Source organism: Salipiger mangrovisoli, from assembly GCF_015223355.1.
Lineage (GTDB): Bacteria > Pseudomonadota > Alphaproteobacteria > Rhodobacterales > Rhodobacteraceae > Salipiger > Salipiger mangrovisoli.
In genome coordinates this window covers 332,431-352,435 of record NZ_JADFFK010000001.1, presented here as the reverse complement: position 1 = coordinate 352,435, position 20,005 = coordinate 332,431, and the positions used below count along the sequence as shown (strand labels likewise).

Sequence of the window (20,005 nt, the reverse complement as noted above, 5' to 3'; positions counted from 1 at the left end):
CAGCGCCGCCATATGCTGTGGCTTCTCATAAGTGCGCCGCCCCGAGGGCGGCGCAACCTGGCCACATGCCTGTGACGGTTTTACATCAGTTTGCGTCGCCGTGTCACGCGAATATCAAGATCGGTGATTTTCTTACGCAAGGTATTGCGGTTGATGCCGAGAAGATCCGCACATTTCGCCTGATTTCCGCCGGTGGCTTCCAGCGCGATCTCGATCAGCGGCGCTTCGACCTCCTTGAGAATGCGGGTGTAGAGCCCCGGCGCAGGCAGCATGTTGCCGTGCAGGTCGAAGTAACGGCGCAGGTGGCGCGCGACCGAGGTGCTGAGCTTCTCGCTGTCGCCGCCGCGCAGGATCGGGCCGGTGTCGGGCTGATTGCCCAGCACCGCCTCGACCTCGGCGCGGCTGATTTCCTCGGCGCGGCTGGTCAGGCTCAGGCGGCGCACGGCGTTTTCCAGCTGCCGCACGTTGCCGGGCCAGCTGTAGGCGCGGAAGAGCTCGGCGGCGTCCTTCGACAGCCAGCGCTTCGAGGCCCCCTCACGCTCGGCGCGCTGCAGGAAGTGCTCGGTCAGCAGGGCGATGTCCTCGACCCGCTCGCGCAGGCTCGGCACGTTGATCGTCGCGCCCGACAGGCGGTAGTACAGGTCCTGGCGCACGGCGCCCTCGTCCATCGCCTGTGCCAGATCCCCCTGGCTGGTGGCCATGAAGCGCGGCACATGTTCGCCGGGGATGTCCATCATGCGCACCACCCGCGCCTGGATCTCGTCGGGGATGTCGGTGATCTCGTCGATCAGCAGCGTGCCGCCCTTGACCCGCGCCAGCACCCGCGCCGGCCCCTCGAGGTCGGACAAATCCGCGCCGGTGACGGTCACGAAGGGCAGCGTGCGGCGGTCCGAGAAATCATGGATGGCACGTGCGATCAGCGACTTGCCCGTGCCGCTCTCGCCCGAGATCAGCACCGGCAGGTCGGTGTTCATCACCTTGGCCACAAGCCGGTAGAGCGCCTGCATCGCCGGCGTCTTGCCGACCAGCGGCAGCTCGTCGGGACCGTCGGCCCCGATCGTCGCCGCCTCTTCGCGCTTGGCCGAACGGTTGCGGTTGTCGAGCGCCTTGGCAGTGCGCTTCATCAGGTCCGGCAGGTCGAAGGGCTTGGGCAGATAGTCGTAGGCCTCAGCCTCGGCGGCCTGGATCGCGGTCATGATGGTGTTCTGCGCCGAGATCACGATGACCGGCAGGTCGGGCCGGTCCTGGTGGATTTTCGGCAGCATTTCGAGCCCGTTGCCATCGGGCATGACGACATCGGAGATCACCACGTCGCCCTTGCCCTCGCCGACCCAGCGCATCAGCGTGGTCAGCGACGAGGTGGCGTGCACCTTGCACCCGGCGCGGGTCAGCGCCTGGGTCAGCACGGTGCGGATGGTGCGGTCGTCGTCGGCGACAAGTACGGTGCCGTCCATTTACCTGTTCTCCTCAATCTCGCGCGGGGCGCGCGGCAACGAAATGCGGAAGACCGTGCGGCCGGGGACGGAATCCACCGAGATCCAGCCGTCATGGTCGGAGATGATCTTCGACACCAGCGCGAGGCCGAGGCCGGTGCCGTTCTCGCGCCCGGACACGAAGGGATCGAAGACGTCGCCCTTGATGTCCTCGGGCAGGCCGGGGCCGTCGTCGATCACCTCGATCTGCAGCGGCAGCTTCTGCGTCGAGCCGTCGGGACGGCGCATGCGGAAGCTGTGCTCGAAGAAGGTGTGCAGCCGGATGGTACCGCCCTCCTTGGAGTCGGCTGCCTCGGCGGCGTTCTTGAGCAGGTTCAGCACCACCTGGAGCAGCTGGTCGGGATCGCCGTAGGCCAGCGGCAGCGAGGGGTCGTAGTCCTCGATGAACTTCATATGCGCCCCGGCGCCGAGCTGGGTCGAGCGGCGCGCGCGGTCGAGCACGTCGTGCAGGTTCACCGGCTTGCGCTCGGGCGCCGAGAGGTTGCCGAACTGCTCGACCTGCTCCAGCAGCTTCACGATGCGACGGGTCTCGGCGACGATCAGGTCGGTCAGCTCGAGATCGTCCTTCGTCAGGTTCATCGACAGCAGCTGCGCCGCGCCGGTTATCCCCGCCAGCGGGTTCTTGATCTCATGCGCCAACATCTCGGCCATGCCGATGGCGGACTTGGCGGCGGATTTCACAGAATGGCTCTGGGTCATGCGTCCGGCCAGTTCGCGCGGGCTGATCAGCATGATAAACCAGCCCGGATAATTCTGCACCGGCGCGAGTTGCAGGTTGCACACCAGCGGCGGGCGATTGCCGGTGCCCACGTCCACGTCGTTGACGAAAAGCGGGGTGCCGTGCTCGCGGGCGCGGGCAAGGCTTCCCTCGAGCGGCGCATCCACCGCGAGGCGATCCCAGATCGGCTGCCCGACAAGCCATTTCGCCGAGTTGTTCATGAAGCCCTCGGCGGCGGGGTTCATGTCGGCGATGCGCTCCTCGGCATCCAGCAGCACGGCGGGCACGGGCAGCGAAGACCACAGCTGGGTCAGCAGTTCGGTGTTGGTGCTCATGCGGCGATCCGCAGATCGTCGCCGAGCGCCTCGTGCAGCAGGTCCAGCGTATCGGCAGGCGCGCGCGAGGTCAGCACGCGCTTGCGCAGCTCGGCCTCGGGCGCGGCGTGATCCATGTACCAGCCGAGGTGCTTGCGCGCGACACGGCTGCCCAACTCTTTGCCGTAGAACTTAAGCATCGCTTCGTAATGCTCTGCGACCATTTCATAAAACGCCTTTCCTGTCGGCACGTCAGGTGCCGGTGTCCCGTAAAGCTCGGCAGCGATCTGCGCCAGTTTCCAGGGCGCGCCCTGCGCCCCCCGGCCAACCATGACCCCCGCCGCGCCGGAGGCCCTCAGAGCCGCCCGCGCGCTGGCCGCATCGACGATGTCGCCATTGGCAACCACCGGGATCGACACGGCCTCGACCACCTCCCTGATCGCCGCCCAGTCGGCGGCGCCCTTGTAAAACTGGCAGCGGGTGCGCCCGTGGATGACGATCATCCGGACCCCCGCCTCCTCTGCCCGTTTCGCGATCTGCGCGGCGTTGAGGCAGCCCTCGTCCCAGCCAAGCCGCGTCTTCAGCGTCACCGGCAGATCGACCGCGGCGACCACCGCCTCGATCAGCCGCAGCGCGTGGTCCGGCTCGCGCATCAGCGCCGAGCCCGACCAGCCGCCCGTCACCTTCTTCGCCGGGCAGCCCATGTTGATGTCGATGACCTTCGCGCCCATGCCGGCGACATGTCGCGCCGTCTCGGCCATGGGCTCGGGCGCACGGCCTGCCAGCTGCACCGAAGTGTTCTCGATGCCGGCCCCAAGTTCCGCCTTTTCGCGGGTGCCGGGACGCGCGGTGAGAAACTCGCCGCTGGCAATCATTTCCGAGACCACGAGCCCGGCACCGAAGCCCGACACGAGGCTGCGGAAGGGCAAATCCGTGATTCCCGCGAGCGGGGCCAGCAGGACCGGCGGGTCGATGAGTCTGTCACCCAGCGAGAAGTTCAAGCGCCTATTCCTTGTGCAGATGCTTGGGAGTTAACGCGCGCGCGCCGCGTGTTCAATCATTTGGGAGCGTTATACACGCACGCCACACGCGAGTGATTAAAAATTAAGCGGCGCGCCTCCGGTGATTGCACCCCACATCGGCAGAGCCTAGAGAGAGGCGCCGGAGGTCAACTTTATGGAAACAGCCGCAATCATCGTCGCCGCAGGGCGCGGCACCCGCGCCGGTGGCGGGCGCCCGAAGCAATGGCGCGACATAGCGGCGCGGCCGGTGGCGCGCTGGACGTTGGAGGCCTTCGCGCCGATCTGCCCGATCATCCTGGTGATTCATCCCGAGGACCGCGCGCTTGCCGAGTCGGCCATCGCGGGCCTGCCGGTGACGCTGGTCGAGGGGGCGGCGGACCGTGCCGGCTCGGTGCGCGCCGGGCTCGACGCGCTGGCCGGTGACCCGCCCGCCAAAGTGCTGATCCACGACGTCGCCCGCCCCTGCGTCACGCCCCGGATCATCGAGGCGGTGCTGGCGGCGCTCGACACCGCCCCCGGCGCCGCACCGGCCCTGGCCGTGACCGACGCGCTCTGGACCGGTGCCGGGGCGCAGGTGACCGGCACGCAGGACCGCAGCGGCCTCTTCCGTGCCCAGACCCCGCAGGGCTTCCGCTATGCAGACATCCGCGCCGCCCATGCCGCCCATCCCGGCGGTGCCGCCGATGACGTCGAGGTCGCCCGTGCCGCGGGTCTTTCGGTCACCATCGTTCCCGGCGACGAGCGCAACCTGAAGATCACCGGCCCCGATGATTTCGAGCGGGCCGCCCGCTACCTCAAGACCCCCATGCAGGAGACCGCCATGGATATCCGCCTCGGCAATGGCTACGACGTGCACCGCTTCGGCCCCGGAGACCACGTGATGCTCTGCGGCGTGAAGGTGCCGCACGGGCGCGCGCTGCAGGGCCATTCCGACGCCGACGTCGGCATGCATGCGGTCACCGACGCGCTCTACGGGGCGCTGGCCGAGGGCGACATCGGTCGCCACTTCCCGCCCAGCGATCCGCAGTGGAAGGGCGCGGCGTCGGAAATCTTCCTGCGCCATGCGGTCGAGCTTGCCACGTCCAAGGGCTACACCATTTCCAATATCGACGTGACGCTGGTCTGCGAGCAGCCCAAGATCGGCCCCCACGCGGCGGCCATGATGGCCGAGATGGGCCGGATCATGGGGCTGGAGGCGGACCGCGTGTCGGTCAAGGCGACCACCTCGGAACGGCTCGGGTTCACCGGCCGCGAAGAGGGCATCGCCGCCATCGCAACCGCAACGCTGGTGAAGCCATGAGACTGATCGCGACCTTCTTCTACGCCGGGCTGATGCGCCCCGCGCCGGGCACCTGGGGCTCGCTCGCCGCCCTGCCCGCCGCCTACCTGCTGCTGGTGCTCGGCGGCTTCTGGCTGCTGCTGGCGGCCACCGTGATCGCCTTCGTGCTGGGCTACATCGCCACGCAGAAGCTCACCGCGGATGGCGAGGACGAGGACCCTTCATGGATCGTCATCGACGAGGTGGTCGGCATGTGGATCGCGCTCTTCCCGGTCGGCTACGGCGCGATGATGATGGGCGTGGACTTCTGGCGGCTCTGGCCGGGCTGGGTGTCGGGCTTCCTGCTGTTCCGCCTGTTCGACATCTGGAAACCCTGGCTGGTGGGCTGGGCCGACCGCCGCGGCGACGCGATGGGCGTGATGCTCGACGACGTGATCGCGGGCATCTTCGCGGCGCTGGTGAGCATTGTCCTCGCCGGGATCGCGCATGGCTTCCTGATGTGAGGACAGAGATGACCGAAGAGCTTGCGCGAGACATTCTGACCCGCGCCATGGGGGCCGGGTTCACCCTCACCACCGCCGAGAGCTGCACCGGCGGCATGGTCGCCGCCGCGATCACCGACATCGCCGGCTCGTCGAACATCTTCGAGCGCGGCGTGGTGACCTATTCCAACGCCGCCAAGGTCGAGCTGCTGGGCGTGCAGCCCGCCACGCTGGAGGCGCATGGCGCGGTCTCCGAAGAGGTCGCAGCCGAAATGGCGGAAGGCGCGCGGGCGCGGGCCGGTGCCGATCTCGCGGTGTCCATCTCGGGCATCGCCGGGCCCGGCGGCTCGGAACATAAGCCCGAGGGCCGGGTCTGCTTCGGCCTCGCCAGCGCATCGGGCACGCGGACCGAAACCGTCGAGTTCGGCGCATTGGGGCGCGGCAAGGTCCGCGCGGCGGCAACGCGCCACGCGCTCAGGCTGCTGCTGGACGCCCTGTCCTGAAACGGGGCGCACGCGCCTCTCAGCCGTAGAGCTCCGCCGCGCGCCGCTCGAAGGCGCGCACGATGCGCTGCATCGCCTCGTAGAAGAACATCCCCGCCGCGCTCTGCAGCAAGCGGTTCTTGAACTCGAAATCCACGAAGAAATGCACGTCGACTCCGCCCTCGGGTGAATCCTCGAAGTGCCATTTCGAGATCATGTGCTTGAACGGGCCGTCGAGATACTCGGTGTCGATCTTCTTCGCCTCGGGCCAGAGCGTGACGCGGCTGCCGAAGCGCTCGCGGAACACCTTGAAGCTGATCACCAGGTCGGCCAGCATCACCTCGTGATCCCCCATGTCGTCGCGCGAACGGATCCGCGCCGCTGCCGTCCACGGCAGGAACTTCGGGTAATTCGCGACATCCGCCACGAGGTCATACATCTGTTGCGCCGTGTACGGCAGGCGCTTCGTCTCGGAGTGGGTCGGCATGTCGCCCCTTTATCGCGTGACAATGCCGGCACATTTCCTATGCTGCGCGCGGATTTTCAAGGGGAGAACCATGGCAGAAAAGCCATATGTCGTAGACCAGATGATTTCGGCCAAGACCATCGCCGCCAAGATCGAGGACCTCGCACGCGAGATCGAGCGGGAATTCGCCGATACCGAGAAGCTCGTCGTGGTCGGCCTGCTGCGCGGCAGCTTCGTCTTTATCGCCGACCTGGTGCGCGAGCTGGACCTCGCGGTGGAAGTGGATTTCCTCGAGGCCTCTTCCTACGGCGACGGCATGGAATCGAGCCGCGAGGTGCGCATCCTCAAGGACCTGCGCTCGCCGATCGAGGGCCGTGACGTGCTGCTGGTGGAAGACATCGTCGACACCGGCTTCACCCTCAGCCACGTCATTCACCTGATGGAGAGCCGCAAGCCGCGCAAGCTGCGCACCATCGCGCTGCTGGACAAGCCGGCGCGGCGCGAGGTCCCGCTCAAGGCAGACTGGATCGGGTTCGAGATTCCTGACGAGTTTGTCGTGGGTTACGGCATCGACTTCGCGCAACGCAACAGGAACCTGCCGTTCATCGGCAAGGTCCGTTTCCCCGAAGAGGCCGCCTCGGCCTGAGCCGATCGCGGAGGGTGCCCGCCCGGCACCCTCCCGACCCGCGCAAGCCCGCGCTGCGCAGGACACGCTCTGCCTGCGGCGCGTCGAAGTGCCCGGCGCGCGCTGCCGATCCCGGCCAGGCCGCGTTCCCAATGCCGTCAGACCGCGTGAACCCCGGCGTGAGCGACCGGCAGTGGATCCTCGGGAAACACACGAAAATTGACTTTCATGTCATTGCAAATAAATATTTTTTCGCGAATTCCACATCGATAGCCCACTTGGGCGCGCCGCGCATGTCCGCATCGCTCGCCGCACAGCCCCCTTGATCCAATCCCACCCTCGGCTAGGCTGCGCGGCGGACTAGGGTTTTCGACGACACCCCGACTTCGGCCAATCCGATCTCGGAACCATATGGAGTTGCTCATGAAGATCACCGCCACCGGGCTCGCGCTGACCGCCGGCCTCGCCACCTTCGCCACCGCCGCGCTTGCCCAGGAGCTGCCCGCACCGGTCAAGGCACGACAGGGCCAGTTCAACATTCTCGCCATCAACCTCGGCATCCTCGGGGACATGGCGCGCGACAAGGCCCCCTATGACGCAGAGGCCGCGCAGATGGCCGCAGACACCATCGTCGCGGTCTCGATGATCAACGAGGCGCCGCTCTTCCGCGAGGGCACCTCCGAGATGGATCTGAACGGCACCCGCGCCAAGGCCGAAATCTGGGACGACTGGAACGGCTTCGCCGAAAAATGGGCCGGGCTGGGCAGCGCCGCCGCGCAGCTCCAGCAGGTCGCGGCAGCCGGACCGGAAGAGCTTGGCCCGGCGCTTGGCCAACTCGGCGGCGCCTGCAAGGCCTGCCACGACACCTTCCGCGCGCCCGAGTAAACGCCCATGCGCCGCCTGTTCGGCTTTCTGCTCCTGGTGGCGCTGCTCGCCGCCGGGGCGGTCTGGATGATCAGCGCCCCCGATCCCTTGCCCGCGGCCGAATTCGCCGCGGATGCGGGCGGCGATCCTGCGCGCGGCCAGACCATTTTCACCGCCGCGGGCTGCGCCTCCTGCCACCACGCTCCCGAGAGCGAGGACAAGCTGCTGCTCGCGGGCGGGCAGCGCTTCCCCTCCGAGTTCGGCACCTTCACCGCCCCCAATATCTCGCCGCACCCGCAGCAGGGCATCGGCGCCTGGAGCCTGCACGACTTCGCAAATGCCCTGCTCCGCGGCGTCTCGCCCGAGGGGCGGCACTATTACCCCGCCTTCCCCTACACGTCCTACATCCGCATGGAGCCGCAGGATGTGGTCGATCTGTGGAGCTACATCCGCACCCTGCCCGCCTCGGATGCAGCAAGCCAGCCGCATGGCCTGCGTTTCCCCTTCAACCTCCGGCGCGGCCTCGGGCTGTGGAAACAGCTCTATCTCGAGCCGGCTTGGGTCCTGGCCTCGGCCGAGGACGAGACCCTGCGCCGCGGCCGCTACCTCGTCGAGGCGCTGGCCCATTGCGGCGAATGCCACACGCCGCGCGACGCCTTGGGCGGGCTTCAGCGCGACGCCTGGCTCTCCGGCGGCCCCGCGCCGGACGGCACCGGGCGGATTCCGGCCCTTACCCCGGACGCGCTGAGCTGGAGCCACGAGGATATCGCCTACTACCTCGAGACGGGCTTCACCCCCGACTACGACAGCGCCGGGGGGCACATGGTGGAGGTGATCGACAACTTCGCGCGGTTGCCCGCCGAGGACCGCGACGCCGTCGCCGCCTACGTCAAGGCGCTGCCCGCGCCCGCGCCCGACTGACGCCAAGTCGCGCCTGCGGCACCGGCGGGATTTGCGTATTTGGAAAGAGAAGAAGCCGCGGGCCGGCGCGATACTTCTTCTCTTTGCAAATACGCGCGGGGGTGAGGCGCGCAGCGCCGAGGGGGCGGCAGCCCCCCCTTTTCGCCCTCTCCACCGCCGCGCCCCCTTAACACCGGCGCGCGGATCGCCTATCTGCCCGAGATGGACAAAACTCTTCATATCGTGGGCGGCGGCATGGCCGGATCCGAGGCTGCCTGGCAGGCGGCGCGGCTGGGTGTCGACGTGGTGATCCACGAGATGCGGCCCAAGGTGGAAACCTTCGCCCATCGCACCGGAAACCTGGCCGAGATGGTCTGTTCCAACTCCTTCCGGTCGGATGACCACGAGCAGAACGCCGTCGGCCTGCTGCACTGGGAGATGCGCCAGGCAGGCTCGCTGATCATGACCACGGCGGGCGAGCATCGGCTGCCCGCGGGCGGCGCGCTGGCGGTCGATCGCGATCCCTTCTCCGAGGCGGTGACCGCCAAGCTGCTTGCCCTGCCGAACGTCTCGGTGAGCGCGGAAGAAATTTGCGAGCTGCCCTCGGACGGTCACTGGATCTTCGCCACCGGCCCGCTGACCTCGGGCACGCTCGGCAAGGCCCTGCAGGAAGAGACCGGCGCCGAGGCGCTGGCCTTCTTCGACGCCATCGCCCCCATCGTCTATTTCGACACGATCGACATGGACACCGCCTGGCTGCAGAGCCGCTACGACAAGGGCGAGACCGAGGAAGAGCAGAAGGCCTACATCAACTGCCCGATGACCAAAGACCAGTACGAGGCCTTCATCGACGCGCTGCTGGCCGCCGAGAAGACCGAGTTCCACGAGGGCGAGACGGCGGGCTACTTCGACGGCTGCCTGCCGATCGAGGTCATGGCCGAACGCGGCCGCGAGACGCTGCGCCACGGGCCGATGAAGCCCATCGGCCTGACCAACCCGCACAACCCCGAAGAAAAGGCTTATGCCGTGGTGCAACTGCGCCGCGACAACGCGCTAGGCACGCTCTACAACATCGTCGGCTTCCAGACGAAGATGAAATACGGCGCGCAGACCGAGGTCTTCCGCCGCATCCCGGGGCTGGAGAACGCCAGCTTCGCGCGCCTCGGCGGCATCCACCGCAACACCTTCCTCAACTCGCCGACGCTGCTCGATGCGCAGATGCGCCTGCGCTCGCGCCCCAACCTGCGCTTCGCCGGGCAGATCACCGGGGTCGAGGGCTACGTCGAGAGCGCCTCGATGGGGCTGCTTGCAGGCCGCATGGCCGCCGCCGAGATCCTCGGGCGCGATCTGCCGACCGTGCCGCAGGACAGCGCCCATGGCGCGCTCATCCACCACATCACCGGCGGCGCCGAGGCCAAGACCTTCCAGCCGATGAACGTGAACTTCGGCCTGTTCCGCCCGCTTGAGGGGCTGCGCGGCGGCCGTCGTGGCCGCAAGGACCGCTACAAGGGCTACACCGACCGGGCCAAGGAGGTCTGGCAGGACTGGCTCGCCGCGCAGGAGGTGCCCGCGTGAACTACGTGCTCGCCCTGCTGCTGCCGCCGCTGTCGATCCTGCTGACCGGCCGGCCGATCCTCGGCATCCTGGTCTTCGTGATCTGGGTGCCGGCCATCATCTTCTCGGGCGGGCTCACGCATCCGATGTTCATCCTGCTGGCCTGGGTGCTGATCTACCAGTCCGGCGAGGAGCGCCGCACACGCCGCATCGAGAAGGCCTATCGCCGCGAGGACTGATTTGCGCACGCGCTTTGCCCCCTCGCCCACCGGCCCGCTGCACCTCGGCCACGCCTATTCGGCGCTGCTGGCCGAGGGAATGGCGCGGGCGGCGGGCGGCGCCTTCCTGCTGCGCATCGAGGACATCGACAGCACCCGCTCGCGGCCCCATTGGGAGGCGCAGATCCACGAGGACCTGCGCTGGCTCGGCCTCTGCTGGGACGAGGTGCCGATGCGCCAGTCGGACCGGCTGCCCGCCTATGAGACCGCGCTCGACGCGCTCTGGGCGCGCGAGTTGATCTACCCCTGCCAGTGCACCCGCCGCGACATCCAGGCCGCCGCCTCGGCGCCGCAGGAGGGCGCGGAGCCTGCCTTTGGCCCAGACGGGCTGGTCTACCCCGGCACGTGCCGCGCTCTTCGCGCACCCGGCTACGGCACCACGCCCCGCCCGCGCGGCGCGGCCCTGCGGCTCGATATGGCGCGAGCGCTTGAGACCATCGGGTCCGCAGCGTGGTTCGAGGAGACCGGCGCGGGTCCCACGGGCGAAACCGGGCGCATCACGCTCTGCCCCGCGCAGCTGCTGGACCATGTCGGCGATGTCGTGCTGTCACGCAGGGACTTCCCCGGCTCCTATCACCTGTCGGTGGTCCTGGACGATGCCGCGCAGCAGGTCAGCCACGTGGTGCGGGGCCACGACCTCTTCGAGGCGACGGCGATCCATGTTGTGCTGCAACGGATCATGGGGCTGGAGACGCCGGTCTATCACCACCACGAGCTGATCCGCGACGCGCAGGGCAAGCGGCTGGCGAAGCGCGACGACGCGCGGGCAATCGCGACCTACCGAGAGGGCGGCGCGACCCCCGAGGACATCCGGCGTATGGTCGGCCTCGGCGACTGAGGGGCTCCGCCCCTCGGCGCTGCGCGCCTCACCCCGGCGTATTTGGAAAGAGAAGAAGGCCCATGTCCTTCATCGTTTCATAAATACGCAGATGGCGCGACCTCTCAGCTCTCTGCCATCGGTGTCATGATCTCGACCTCTTGGCCATCACGCAGGGCGGTGTAGAAGCAGCTGCGGCGGTTGGTGTGGCAGGCCGGGCCGGTCTGGCGCACGAGCGCCAGCAGGCTGTCGCGGTCGCAATCGACGCGCAGGTCGACCAGCTCCTGCACGTGGCCCGAGCTTTCGCCCTTGATCCAGTAGCTCTGGCGCGAGCGCGACCAGTAGGTGACGCGGCCGGTTTCGAGCGTGCGGGCAACGGACTCGGCGTTCATCCAGGCCATCATCAGCACCTCGCCCGTCGCTTCCTCCTGCGCGATGCAGGGGATCAGGCCGTTTGCGTCATAGACCAGGGTCGCAGGATCGAAGTTCATTTTGAAATTCCCTTTTGCAGGCGCCGGGCGCGCACCCTATCTATGGGGGGCGAGCCGAAAGGGAAAGCCATGACCGCCACCACCTCCGCCGAGACCGATCTGATCAAGCTCTATTCCTCGCGCATCCTGGCGCTGGCGGCGGATATTCCCCGGACCGAGCGTCTGGAGCAGCCGGGCGCCACGGTGAAGAAGCGCTCGCCGCTCTGCGGCTCGACGGTGACCGTGGACCTGGCGCTGGAAGGCGGGCGGGTGAGCGATTTCGGCCAGGACGTGAAGGCCTGCGCGCTGGGTCAGGCGGCCGCCTCGGTCGTGGGCGAGGCGATCATCGGTTGCACCCCGGCGCAGCTGGCGCAGGCGCGCGACGCGCTGCGCGCCATGCTCAAGGAGGACGGCCCGACCCCGCCCGCCCCCTTCGACGGGCTCGAGGTGCTGCGCCCGGCGGCGGCCTACAAGAACCGCCACGCCTCGATCATGCTGGCGCTGGAGGCGGCGACCGAGGCCGCCGAGGAAATCGCCGCCGCGCGCAGCGCCTGAGCGCCGTCCCCCCCTCGCAGACTCCGAGCAAAAAAACCGCCGCACTCCGGGGATGGGAGGCGGCGGCAGTGGCGTGTCTTGTGAACCCTAGGGGATGCCGATGTGCATGTCCGGGGATCAGGCGACCCGGAGCTGGGGAAACAATGCGGTGCATCGGGACAGTGATGCGGGCGGCACCCGGGGCAAGACCGCAGGCAGGAAGTCGAAAACTCAGAGCAGCGGCAGATGCAGCGCCCCGACAAGGATGACGATCAGCGAGACGGCACCGATCATGTCGGTGACCAGGGTGGTGTTCGAGCGGCTCATGGTGGTGCGGATGGTGTCGATCATCTTGGCGTTCCCTCTGTGCGTGCTGTCTTTTGCGTGATGTCGGTGTGTGATGTCGGTGCGTGATCTGCGTGTTCTCTTGTTGCCCTTTTGTTCTCATGCGATCCGATTCGAGTAAAGAACTTTTTGAGAACATTTGTGAACACATGAGAATGCAGGTGCGGAACGAACAAAGCCGGAGCACGTCAGCGTGCTCCGGCTCCTGAAGAACGTAAATTTTTTCAGCCGGTTAGCCTGGGCTGCCCTGATCAGCCGACGCTGATCAGCTTGATCGCCTCGTCCTGCCGCATCAGCCAGAGCAGCATCCGTGCCGCCTTGCCGCGATCCGTCGAGAGGTCGGGATCCTCCGCCAGCAGCCGCCGCGCGTCGCTCTGGGCGATCGCCATGAGCCCGGCCTGGCTTTCCAGATCCGCCACCTTGAAGCGCGGCAGGCCGGATTGCGCCGTTCCGATCAGATCGCCCGCGCCGCGCATCTGCAGGTCGACCTCGGAGATGCGGAAGCCGTCCTCGGTCTCGCGCAGGGTGGTGAGCCGCTTCATGCCGCTCTCGCCCAGCGGCGGCTGGTACATCAGCAGGCAGGTCGAGGCCGCCGCGCCGCGCCCGACGCGGCCGCGCAACTGGTGCAGCTGGGCAAGGCCGAAAATCTCGGCCCGCTCGATCACCATGATCGAGGCATTGGGCACGTTCACCCCGACCTCGATCACCGTGGTGGCGACCAGCACCTTGGTCTCCCCGGCGACGAAGCGCGCCATGGCGGCGTCCTTCTCGGCGGGCGGCATCTGGCCGTGCACAAGCCCCACGACGCCCTCGCCGAGCTCGGCGCGCAGGCGCTTGAAGCGCTCCTCGGCGGAGGAGAGGTCCGAGACCTCGCTTTCCTCGACCAACGGGCAGACCCAATAGGCCTGCCGCCCCTCGGCGACGGCCTTGCGCAGGTGCTGGACCACCTCGCCCATGCGTTCGGTGGAGAGAAGTGCGGTCTGCACCGGCTTGCGCCCCGGCGGCTTCTCGTCGAGCACCGAGACGTCCATGTCGCCGTATTGCGCCAGCGCGAGGCTGCGTGGGATGGGCGTCGCGGTCATCACGAGGACGTCCGCGGCCGCGCCCTTGCGCCCGAGCTCGAGCCGCTGGCGCACGCCGAAGCGGTGCTGCTCGTCGACGATGGCAAGGCGCAGGTCCTTGAACAGCACATCATCCTGGAACACCGCATGGGTGCCGACGAGGATGTGGATGTTGCCCGCCGCCAGCGCCGCCAGCTTGGCCTTGCGCTCAGCCCCCTTGTCGCGCCCGGTGAGGATTTCGACCACCACCCCGGCGCTCTCGGCCAGCGGCTGCAGCCCTTCCATGTGCTGGCGGGCGAGGATTTCCGTCGGCGCCATCATCACGCCCTGCCCGCGCGCTTCCACCGCGATGAGCAGCGCCATGAAAGCCACCAGCGTCTTGCCCGCGCCGACGTCGCCCTGCAACAGGCGGTTCATCCGGCTCTCGGCGGCCATGTCCTCGGCGATCTCGTCCATGGCGCGCAGCTGCGCGCCGGTGGGCCGGTACGGCAGCGCCGAGAGCACGCGGCGGCGCAACGCCCCGTCGCCCATGGTGGGATGGCCCTTGCCGCGGCGGCGGTTGATCCGCGCGAGGCCCAGGGTCAGCTGATGCGCCAGCAGTTCGTCATAGGCGAGCCGGGCGCGGGCCGGGGCCGTGGGGGTCAGTGCTGCCATGCCATCGGGGGCATGGGCGGCTTCGAGCGCGGCGTGCCAGTCAGGCCAGCCCTCGCGCTCCTTCAGCGGGCCGTCGATCCATTCCGCCAGTTCGGGGGCGCGGGTCAGCGCCCCGGCCACCGCGCGGGCCATCAGCTTCTGCGTCACCCCGGCGGTGAGCGGATAGACCGGCTCGAAGAGCGGCAGGGTGTGCGCCTCCTCGGGCGGCAGCATGTGGTCGGGATGGACCATCTGCGCCAGCCCGTCGAAGAATTCCACCTTGCCCGAGACCAGGCGGCGCGTTCCCTCGGGCAGCACGCGGGTCAGGTAATCGGCGCGCCCATGGAAGAACACCAGCTGGAAGGTGGTCTCGGCGTCCTCGACCTGAATGCGGTAGGGTCGCCCCTTCACGGCGGGCGGCATGTGGCGCAGCACCTGCACCTCGACCGTCACCGTGCCTGGCAGATCGGCGCCCTGCACCGAGGCGCGCGGGCGGCGGTCGATGACCGAATGCGGCAGGGTGAGCAGCAGATCGCGCGGCGCGACGACATCCAGCCCCTCCATCGCCAGGGCGGTCTTGGGGCCGACGCCGTCCAGCGTCTTCAGCTCGGCAAAGAGCGGCCACAGGGCCTCGGGGCGCTGGCTCATGCTTGGGTTACCCGCCGATCAGCGCCAGCCATGCGTCCTCGTCCATCAGCCGCACGCCGAGTTCCTTCGCCTTGGCCTCCTTGCTGCCTGCGCCGGGACCGGCGACGACGATGTCGGTCTTCTTCGACACAGAGCCCGAGACCTTTGCCCCCAGCGCTTCGGCGCGCGCCTTGGCCTCGGCGCGGCTCATCTTCTCGAGCGTGCCGGTGAAGACCACGGTCAGCCCGGCGACGGGGCTGCCTTCCGTCGCCGGCCGCTCGGCATCCTGTATGTCGAGATGCGCGACCAGCCTGTCCACCGAGGCGCGCTCGGCCTGCTGGTGCAGCGAGGTCACCAGCGAGACTGCGACGATGGCACCGATGCCATCGATGCCGACGAGGTCGTCCCAGGCAGCGCGCGCCTCGGGCGCGACCTTCGGCTCTTCGGCCCAGACCGCGTCCTGCGTCTCCTTGATGCGGGCACGGCGACCGGCGGCGGCGGCGGCCTTGCGCTCCTCTTCTACGGCGGCCTCGGCCTTGCGGTAACGCTCGACGGCCGGGACTGCCTGATCCACTGCCGCGATCATCGCATCCCAGCCGAGGTAGTGTTTCGCCAGATCCTTGGCGACCACCTCGCCGACATGGCGCATCCCGAGCGCGAAGATCACCCGGTTGAGCTCGATCTTCCGCTTCTCGTCGATCGCGTCGAAAAGGTTCGAGGCGCTCTTGTCGCCCCAGCCCTCGCGGTTCTTCAGCTGCTGCATGCCCGAGCCGTAGCGCGCCTTCAGCTCGAAGATGTCCGCAGGCTCCTTGATCCAGCCGTCGCGGTAGAACTGCTCGACCTGCTTGGCGCCGAGCCCCTCGATGTCGAAGGCGGCGCGCGAGACGAAATGCTTCAGCTTCTCCACCGCCTGCGCCGGGCAGACGAGGCCGCCGGTGCAGCGGCGCACGGCGTCGCCCTCCTCGCGGATCGCCTCGGAGCCGCATTCCGGGCAGGTGGCCGGGAAGCTGTAGATCTGCGCGTCCTCGGGACGTTTGGAAAGGTCGACGTCGGCCACCTTGGGGATCACGTCCCCTGCGCGGTAGACCTGCACCCAGTCGCCGACGCGGATGTCCTTGGCACGGCCCTCGGGGTCGGGGCGGATCACCTCGCCCTTTGCGTCGCGCCCGGCGATGTAATCCTCGTTGTGCAGCGTGGCGTTCGACACGACGACTCCACCCACGGTGACCGGGGTGAGCCGCGCGACGGGGCTCAGCGCGCCGGTGCGGCCGACCTGGATGTCGATCGCCTCGAGACGGGTCCAGGCCAGCTCGGCGGGGAACTTGTGGGCAATCGCCCAGCGCGGGGTCGTCGAACGGAAGCCGAGCCGCCCCTGCAGGCCGAGGTCGTTGACCTTGTAGACCACGCCGTCAATGTCATAGCCGAGCGTGGCGCGCTGCGCCTCGATCTCGCGGTAATGCGCGATCATCTCGCGCGGCCCATTGCAAAGCTGCGTCAGCGGATTGGTCTGGAAGCCCAGCGCCCGCAGCCGTTCTATGGCCCCCATCTGGGTTTCTTCCAGCGGTGCCGAGAGCTCCCCCCAGGCGTAGGCGAAGAAGCGCAGCGGCCGGGCACGGGTGATCTCGGCGTCGAGCTGGCGCAGCGAGCCGGCGGCGGCGTTGCGCGGGTTGGCGAAGAGCTTGCCGCCACGCGCCTCCTGCCGTTCGTTGAGGGCAGCGAAATCCTCGTGGCTCATGTAGACCTCGCCGCGCACTTCCAGCACGTCGGGTGCCCCGTCGAGGCTCTGCGGGATGTCGGCGATGGTGCGGGCGTTGGCGGTGACATTCTCGCCCACCGCCCCGTCGCCACGGGTGGCGGCCTGTACCAGGGCGCCGTTCTCGTAGCGCAGTGAGAGCGAAAGCCCGTCGATCTTGGGCTCGGCGGTATAGGTCAGCCCGGCGCCGCCCTCCATCCCGAGATAGCGGCGGATGCGGGCGTCAAACTCCTCGACTTCCTCGGGTTCGAAGGCATTGCCGAGCGAGAGCATCGACACCGCGTGGCGGATCTTGGAAAACCCCTCGGCCAGCGGCGCGCCAACCTGCTCACTGGGGCTGTCGGCGCGCTTGAGCGCGGGGAATCGTTCCTCGATCTCGAGATTGCGGCGCTTGAGCGCATCGTAGTCCGCGTCCGAGATCTCGGGGGCGTCCTCGGTGTGATAGGCGGTATTGGCCTGCGCGAGAACCTCGGCAAGGCGGGCCAGCTCGTCCCGCGCCTCCGCGTCCGTCAGTGCCTCTACCGCTTTCTCCGCCACTGTCTGGGCCATCGCCGCATTCCTTGCTCACGCCTTTTGGCAGACGTGATAGGCCGCGCGGCGGGGCACGTCCAGTATCAGGCGTTCACCGCCATGGCGCCGACCGGAGGCTCGGGGTCACGCAACACGTATCCGCGCCCCCACACGGTCTCGATGTAGTTTTCATCCCCGGTGGCTTCGGAAAGCTTCTTGCGCAGCTTGCAGATGAAGACGTCGATGATCTTCAGCTCGGGCTCGTCCATGCCACCGTAGAGATGGTTGAGGAACATCTCCTTGGTCAGGGTCGTGCCCTTGCGCAGCGAGAGCAGCTCGAGCATCTGGTATTCCTTGCCGGTCAGATGCACGGGGCGTTCCGCCACGGTGACGGTCTTGGCGTCGAGGTTCACCGAGACCTTGCCAGTGCGGATGATCGACTGCGAGTGCCCCTTGGACCGGCGTATGATCGCATGGATGCGCGCCACCAGCTCGTCCCGGTGGAAAGGCTTGGTCAGGTAGTCATCTGCACCGAAGCCGAATCCCTTGATCTTGTTGTCGGTGTCATCCGCACCGGAAAGGATCAGGATCGGCGTATTGATCCGCGCCATGCGCAGCTGGCGCAGCACCTCATGTCCGTGAATATCCGGCAGGTTCAGGTCAAGCAGGATCAGGTCGTAGTCATAGAGCTTCGCCAGATCGATGCCCTCTTCCCCGAGGTCGGTGGCGTAGACATTTAGGTTTGCGTGATTCAGCATCAGCTCGATGCTCTTCGACGTGGTCGGATCGTCTTCAACCAGAAGGATGCGCATGGCTGTCTCCGCTTATCTCTACCCCTGCACCGAGCCTGTCCCAATTTAGTTAATGGTTCTTTACCCCAGCCCGGCGCAGTCTAAGCGAGACGGAGATTCATTCAACTTTTGACAGAGTCTCATAAGGATAGGTCGCGCAATATTCTACATTTCGGCGACATTTCTGGGCCACTCGGGCCGAATCCTCTAGGGGTAGACGATCCGCAGGGGGTCTTGCGCGCCCCTGCACCGGTGCCTTTAGGCCCCACCTTCGCGGAAACGCTGCACCAGCGTGGCCTTGAGGGCCTCTTCGCCATGGCTCGAAACGGCATTCAGCCATTCCGCCAGTTCCTCGGAGCTGAGAGCGTAGCGGTCCATCGCCTGCGTTTCCGTCAGCAGACCGTGACGCACCGCGCGCACGACCGCGGCCTTTCGCGAGGCTACCCAGCGCCGCGTCTCCGCCGGCGGCAGGTCGGCCCGTGTCATGATCGAGCCGTCTGGCAGCGTCACCGCGCGCGGGCCATCGATCTTCTTCAGGTACATGGTCGTCGTCCCGTGTGGCCTCCCCCTGGGTCGAGGCACCAGCGCGGGACCGCTGTCTCAGGGGCGCCGATTCTGCCATACTCTCGGCATTGCGGGCCGCTCCGGCCCGAGGGCGCCCCGACGCGCGACCGGGCTCAATGCTCCGACCCAGCTATGGGGGTGACGCATACTGGCCTTGCGCGATTTAACGCTGTCTAAAACGCGCCCTTGTTAGTAAAACGCATTTTCCTATATTCCCCCGGACTCCCGGAGATTGACGATGGCCCTCGATACCCAGACCCTGAACTCGCTTGGCTTTGCGAAATCCCCCGCCGACACGCGGGTGGTGGTGGCCATGTCCGGCGGCGTGGACAGTTCCGTCGTCGCCGCCATGCTGGCCGAGGAAGGCTATGACGTGGTCGGTGTGACGTTGCAGCTCTACGATCATGGCGCGGCGCTGGCCAAGAAGGGCGCCTGCTGCGCCGGGATCGACATCCACGACGCCCGCCGCGTGGCCGAGCAGATGGGCTTCCCGCATTACGTGCTGGACTACGAGAACATCTTCAAGGACGCGGTGATCGACGAATTCGCCGAGAGCTATCTTGGCGGCGCCACCCCGGTGCCCTGCATCCGCTGCAACGAGCGGGTGAAGTTCAAGGACCTGCTCGAGACCGCCAAGGACCTCGACGCCGATTGCATGGCCACCGGCCACTACATCCAGCGCATGCTGGGCGACGAAGGTCCCGAACTGCATTCGGCGGCGGATGCGAATCGCGACCAGAGCTACTTCCTGTTCTCGACCACCCCCGAACAGCTGTCGTACCTGCGCTTCCCGCTCGGCCATCTCAAGAGCAAGGCCGAGACCCGCGAGCTCGCGGCCAAATACGGCCTGTCGGTCGCCGACAAGCCCGACAGTCAGGACATCTGCTTCGTGCCCGACGGCAACTACGCCTCGGTGATCGAAAAGCTGCGCCCCGGTGCGGCCGAGCCGGGCGAGATCGTCCATGCGGACGGGCGCAAGCTCGGCACCCACAAGGGCGTGATCCATTACACCATCGGCCAGCGTCGCGGCCTCGGCATCGGCGGTCTGGAAGAGCCGCTCTACGTGGTGAAGCTGGACGTGGACGCCAAGCAGGTGGTGGTCGGCCCCAAGGAGATGCTGGCGACCCGCGTCATCCCGGTGCGCGAGATCAATTGGCTCGGCGATGAGCCCTTCACCAGCCGCGACGAGTGGCACCTCAAGGTGAAGGTCCGCTCCACCCGTCCGCCGCGCGATGCGATCATCCGTCCGCTCTCGGACACCACGGCCGAGGTAGAGCTGCTGACCCCGGAAGAAGGCGTCAGCCCCGGTCAGGCCTGCGTGTTCTATGCCCCCGAGGGCAGCCGTATTTTCGGCGGCGGCTGGATCTGGCGCGGCTACTGATCGCCGCACCCCCTTGCCCCGCAGAGACACGTGGCCCATCCT

Annotated in this window: 20 protein-coding genes; 11 read left to right on the top strand and 9 right to left on the bottom strand. The window is 67.6% G+C overall.

Translation table 11 applies throughout. The features are described 5' to 3' along the window. Nucleotides 1-80 precede the first annotated feature (80 nt). Genes IQ782_RS01720 through dusB form a run of 3 tightly spaced genes read right to left on the bottom strand, consistent with a single transcriptional unit; the run spans nucleotide 81 to nucleotide 3,526 of the window. On the bottom strand, nucleotides 81-1,454 hold the full coding sequence (locus IQ782_RS01720) for a response regulator (RefSeq protein WP_194132877.1): 1,374 nt from the start codon (nucleotides 1,452-1,454) through the stop codon (nucleotides 81-83). Next, entirely contained in the window at nucleotides 1,455-2,546 is a 1,092-nt protein-coding gene (locus IQ782_RS01715; protein ID WP_194132876.1) for a two-component system sensor histidine kinase NtrB, read from the bottom strand. After that, on the bottom strand, nucleotides 2,543-3,526 hold the full coding sequence (gene dusB, locus IQ782_RS01710) for a tRNA dihydrouridine synthase DusB (protein ID WP_194132875.1): 984 nt from the start codon (nucleotides 3,524-3,526) through the stop codon (nucleotides 2,543-2,545). The genes IQ782_RS01715 and dusB overlap by 4 nt, the downstream gene beginning before the upstream one ends. A 175-nt stretch (nucleotides 3,527-3,701) precedes the next feature. Here dusB and IQ782_RS01705 point away from each other — a divergent pair, with 175 nt between their 5' ends. From IQ782_RS01705 to IQ782_RS01695, 3 genes are read left to right on the top strand one after another with little or no spacing between them, the layout of a single operon-like run. After that, a complete protein-coding gene (locus IQ782_RS01705) occupies nucleotides 3,702-4,847 on the top strand; it encodes a bifunctional 2-C-methyl-D-erythritol 4-phosphate cytidylyltransferase/2-C-methyl-D-erythritol 2,4-cyclodiphosphate synthase (RefSeq protein ID WP_194132874.1) in 1,146 nt (381 codons plus the stop codon). Further along, nucleotides 4,844-5,329 carry a phosphatidylglycerophosphatase A family protein gene (locus IQ782_RS01700; RefSeq protein ID WP_194132873.1) on the top strand — a complete coding sequence of 162 codons (486 nt, stop codon included), beginning with the start codon at nucleotides 4,844-4,846 and terminating at the stop codon, nucleotides 5,327-5,329. The genes IQ782_RS01705 and IQ782_RS01700 overlap by 4 nt, the downstream gene beginning before the upstream one ends. Before the next feature lie 8 nt (nucleotides 5,330-5,337). Continuing rightward, nucleotides 5,338-5,811: a CinA family protein gene (locus tag IQ782_RS01695; protein ID WP_194132872.1), complete on the top strand. Its 474-nt coding sequence runs from the start codon at nucleotides 5,338-5,340 to the stop codon at nucleotides 5,809-5,811. 19 nt (nucleotides 5,812-5,830) lie between these two features. On the opposite strand, the gene IQ782_RS01690 is transcribed toward IQ782_RS01695, so the two are convergent. Then, nucleotides 5,831-6,277, bottom strand: a complete 447-nt coding sequence (locus IQ782_RS01690; RefSeq protein WP_194132871.1) for a type II toxin-antitoxin system RatA family toxin — start codon at nucleotides 6,275-6,277, stop codon at nucleotides 5,831-5,833. Nucleotides 6,278-6,347: 70 nt separating this feature from the next. On the opposite strand from IQ782_RS01690, the gene hpt reads away from it, so the two are divergent. The 6 genes from hpt to gluQRS all read left to right on the top strand — a co-directional run bounded on the left by hpt (nucleotide 6,348) and on the right by gluQRS (nucleotide 11,315). Further along, complete coding sequence (gene hpt, locus IQ782_RS01685; protein ID WP_194132870.1) at nucleotides 6,348-6,902, top strand: hypoxanthine phosphoribosyltransferase; 555 nt, start codon at nucleotides 6,348-6,350, stop codon at nucleotides 6,900-6,902. 402 nt (nucleotides 6,903-7,304) lie between these two features. Continuing rightward, nucleotides 7,305-7,766 carry a c-type cytochrome gene (locus IQ782_RS01680; protein WP_194132869.1) on the top strand — a complete coding sequence of 154 codons (462 nt, stop codon included), beginning with the start codon at nucleotides 7,305-7,307 and terminating at the stop codon, nucleotides 7,764-7,766. A 6-nt stretch (nucleotides 7,767-7,772) separates the two neighbouring features. Further along, nucleotides 7,773-8,666: a cytochrome c gene (locus tag IQ782_RS01675; protein WP_194132868.1), complete on the top strand. Its 894-nt coding sequence runs from the start codon at nucleotides 7,773-7,775 to the stop codon at nucleotides 8,664-8,666. A gap of 201 nt (nucleotides 8,667-8,867) precedes the next feature. Beyond that, nucleotides 8,868-10,220: a methylenetetrahydrofolate--tRNA-(uracil(54)-C(5))-methyltransferase (FADH(2)-oxidizing) TrmFO gene (gene trmFO / locus IQ782_RS01670; protein WP_194132867.1), complete on the top strand. Its 1,353-nt coding sequence runs from the start codon at nucleotides 8,868-8,870 to the stop codon at nucleotides 10,218-10,220. Next, complete coding sequence (locus tag IQ782_RS01665; RefSeq protein WP_194132866.1) at nucleotides 10,217-10,438, top strand: hypothetical protein; 222 nt, start codon at nucleotides 10,217-10,219, stop codon at nucleotides 10,436-10,438. The genes trmFO and IQ782_RS01665 overlap by 4 nt, the downstream gene beginning before the upstream one ends. 1 nt (nucleotide 10,439) lies before the next feature. Continuing rightward, nucleotides 10,440-11,315, top strand: coding sequence for a tRNA glutamyl-Q(34) synthetase GluQRS (gluQRS, locus tag IQ782_RS01660; RefSeq protein ID WP_194132865.1), 876 nt, complete (start codon nucleotides 10,440-10,442; stop codon nucleotides 11,313-11,315). A gap of 104 nt (nucleotides 11,316-11,419) precedes the next feature. Here gluQRS and hisI read toward each other — a convergent pair whose 3' ends face one another. Beyond that, nucleotides 11,420-11,785, bottom strand: coding sequence for a phosphoribosyl-AMP cyclohydrolase (hisI, locus tag IQ782_RS01655; RefSeq protein WP_194132864.1), 366 nt, complete (start codon nucleotides 11,783-11,785; stop codon nucleotides 11,420-11,422). A 69-nt stretch (nucleotides 11,786-11,854) separates the two neighbouring features. Between hisI and IQ782_RS01650 the strand changes: the two genes are divergently transcribed. After that, nucleotides 11,855-12,319 (top strand): iron-sulfur cluster assembly scaffold protein, encoded by a 465-nt coding sequence (locus IQ782_RS01650; RefSeq protein ID WP_240989022.1) that lies wholly within the window; start codon nucleotides 11,855-11,857, stop codon nucleotides 12,317-12,319. Nucleotides 12,320-12,894: 575 nt separating this feature from the next. On the opposite strand, the gene recG is transcribed toward IQ782_RS01650, so the two are convergent. The 4 genes from recG to sciP all read right to left on the bottom strand — a co-directional run bounded on the left by recG (nucleotide 12,895) and on the right by sciP (nucleotide 18,561). Beyond that, complete coding sequence (gene recG / locus IQ782_RS01645; protein WP_194132862.1) at nucleotides 12,895-14,985, bottom strand: ATP-dependent DNA helicase RecG; 2,091 nt, start codon at nucleotides 14,983-14,985, stop codon at nucleotides 12,895-12,897. Between the two features lie 7 nt (nucleotides 14,986-14,992). After that, on the bottom strand, nucleotides 14,993-17,266 hold the full coding sequence (gene ligA, locus IQ782_RS01640) for an NAD-dependent DNA ligase LigA (protein ID WP_194132861.1): 2,274 nt from the start codon (nucleotides 17,264-17,266) through the stop codon (nucleotides 14,993-14,995). Nucleotides 17,267-17,331: 65 nt separating this feature from the next. After that, nucleotides 17,332-18,039 carry a response regulator transcription factor CtrA gene (gene ctrA / locus IQ782_RS01635; RefSeq protein ID WP_194132860.1) on the bottom strand — a complete coding sequence of 236 codons (708 nt, stop codon included), beginning with the start codon at nucleotides 18,037-18,039 and terminating at the stop codon, nucleotides 17,332-17,334. Between the two features lie 237 nt (nucleotides 18,040-18,276). After that, nucleotides 18,277-18,561 carry a CtrA inhibitor SciP gene (gene sciP, locus IQ782_RS01630; RefSeq protein ID WP_194132859.1) on the bottom strand — a complete coding sequence of 95 codons (285 nt, stop codon included), beginning with the start codon at nucleotides 18,559-18,561 and terminating at the stop codon, nucleotides 18,277-18,279. 259 nt (nucleotides 18,562-18,820) lie between these two features. Here sciP and mnmA point away from each other — a divergent pair, with 259 nt between their 5' ends. Next, on the top strand, nucleotides 18,821-19,963 hold the full coding sequence (gene mnmA, locus IQ782_RS01625; RefSeq protein ID WP_194132858.1) for a tRNA 2-thiouridine(34) synthase MnmA: 1,143 nt from the start codon (nucleotides 18,821-18,823) through the stop codon (nucleotides 19,961-19,963). Nucleotides 19,964-20,005: the final 42 nt, after the last annotated feature.

Coding starts and splice junctions, on each gene's coding strand:
- sciP (WP_194132859.1), bottom strand. CDS start 18,561: ATGTACCTGAAGAAGATCGATGGCCCGCGCGCGGTGACGCTGCCAGAC.
- trmFO (WP_194132867.1), top strand. CDS start 8,868: ATGGACAAAACTCTTCATATCGTGGGCGGCGGCATGGCCGGATCCGAG.
- IQ782_RS01695 (WP_194132872.1), top strand. CDS start 5,338: ATGACCGAAGAGCTTGCGCGAGACATTCTGACCCGCGCCATGGGGGCC.
- hpt (WP_194132870.1), top strand. CDS start 6,348: ATGGCAGAAAAGCCATATGTCGTAGACCAGATGATTTCGGCCAAGACC.
- ctrA (WP_194132860.1), bottom strand. CDS start 18,039: ATGCGCATCCTTCTGGTTGAAGACGATCCGACCACGTCGAAGAGCATC.
- IQ782_RS01705 (WP_194132874.1), top strand. CDS start 3,702: ATGGAAACAGCCGCAATCATCGTCGCCGCAGGGCGCGGCACCCGCGCC.
- ligA (WP_194132861.1), bottom strand. CDS start 17,266: ATGGCCCAGACAGTGGCGGAGAAAGCGGTAGAGGCACTGACGGACGCG.
- hisI (WP_194132864.1), bottom strand. CDS start 11,785: ATGAACTTCGATCCTGCGACCCTGGTCTATGACGCAAACGGCCTGATC.
- IQ782_RS01680 (WP_194132869.1), top strand. CDS start 7,305: ATGAAGATCACCGCCACCGGGCTCGCGCTGACCGCCGGCCTCGCCACC.
- IQ782_RS01700 (WP_194132873.1), top strand. CDS start 4,844: ATGAGACTGATCGCGACCTTCTTCTACGCCGGGCTGATGCGCCCCGCG.
- mnmA (WP_194132858.1), top strand. CDS start 18,821: ATGGCCCTCGATACCCAGACCCTGAACTCGCTTGGCTTTGCGAAATCC.
- IQ782_RS01650 (WP_240989022.1), top strand. CDS start 11,855: ATGACCGCCACCACCTCCGCCGAGACCGATCTGATCAAGCTCTATTCC.
- recG (WP_194132862.1), bottom strand. CDS start 14,985: ATGAGCCAGCGCCCCGAGGCCCTGTGGCCGCTCTTTGCCGAGCTGAAG.
- IQ782_RS01690 (WP_194132871.1), bottom strand. CDS start 6,277: ATGCCGACCCACTCCGAGACGAAGCGCCTGCCGTACACGGCGCAACAG.
- IQ782_RS01675 (WP_194132868.1), top strand. CDS start 7,773: ATGCGCCGCCTGTTCGGCTTTCTGCTCCTGGTGGCGCTGCTCGCCGCC.
- IQ782_RS01715 (WP_194132876.1), bottom strand. CDS start 2,546: ATGAGCACCAACACCGAACTGCTGACCCAGCTGTGGTCTTCGCTGCCC.
- IQ782_RS01720 (WP_194132877.1), bottom strand. CDS start 1,454: ATGGACGGCACCGTACTTGTCGCCGACGACGACCGCACCATCCGCACC.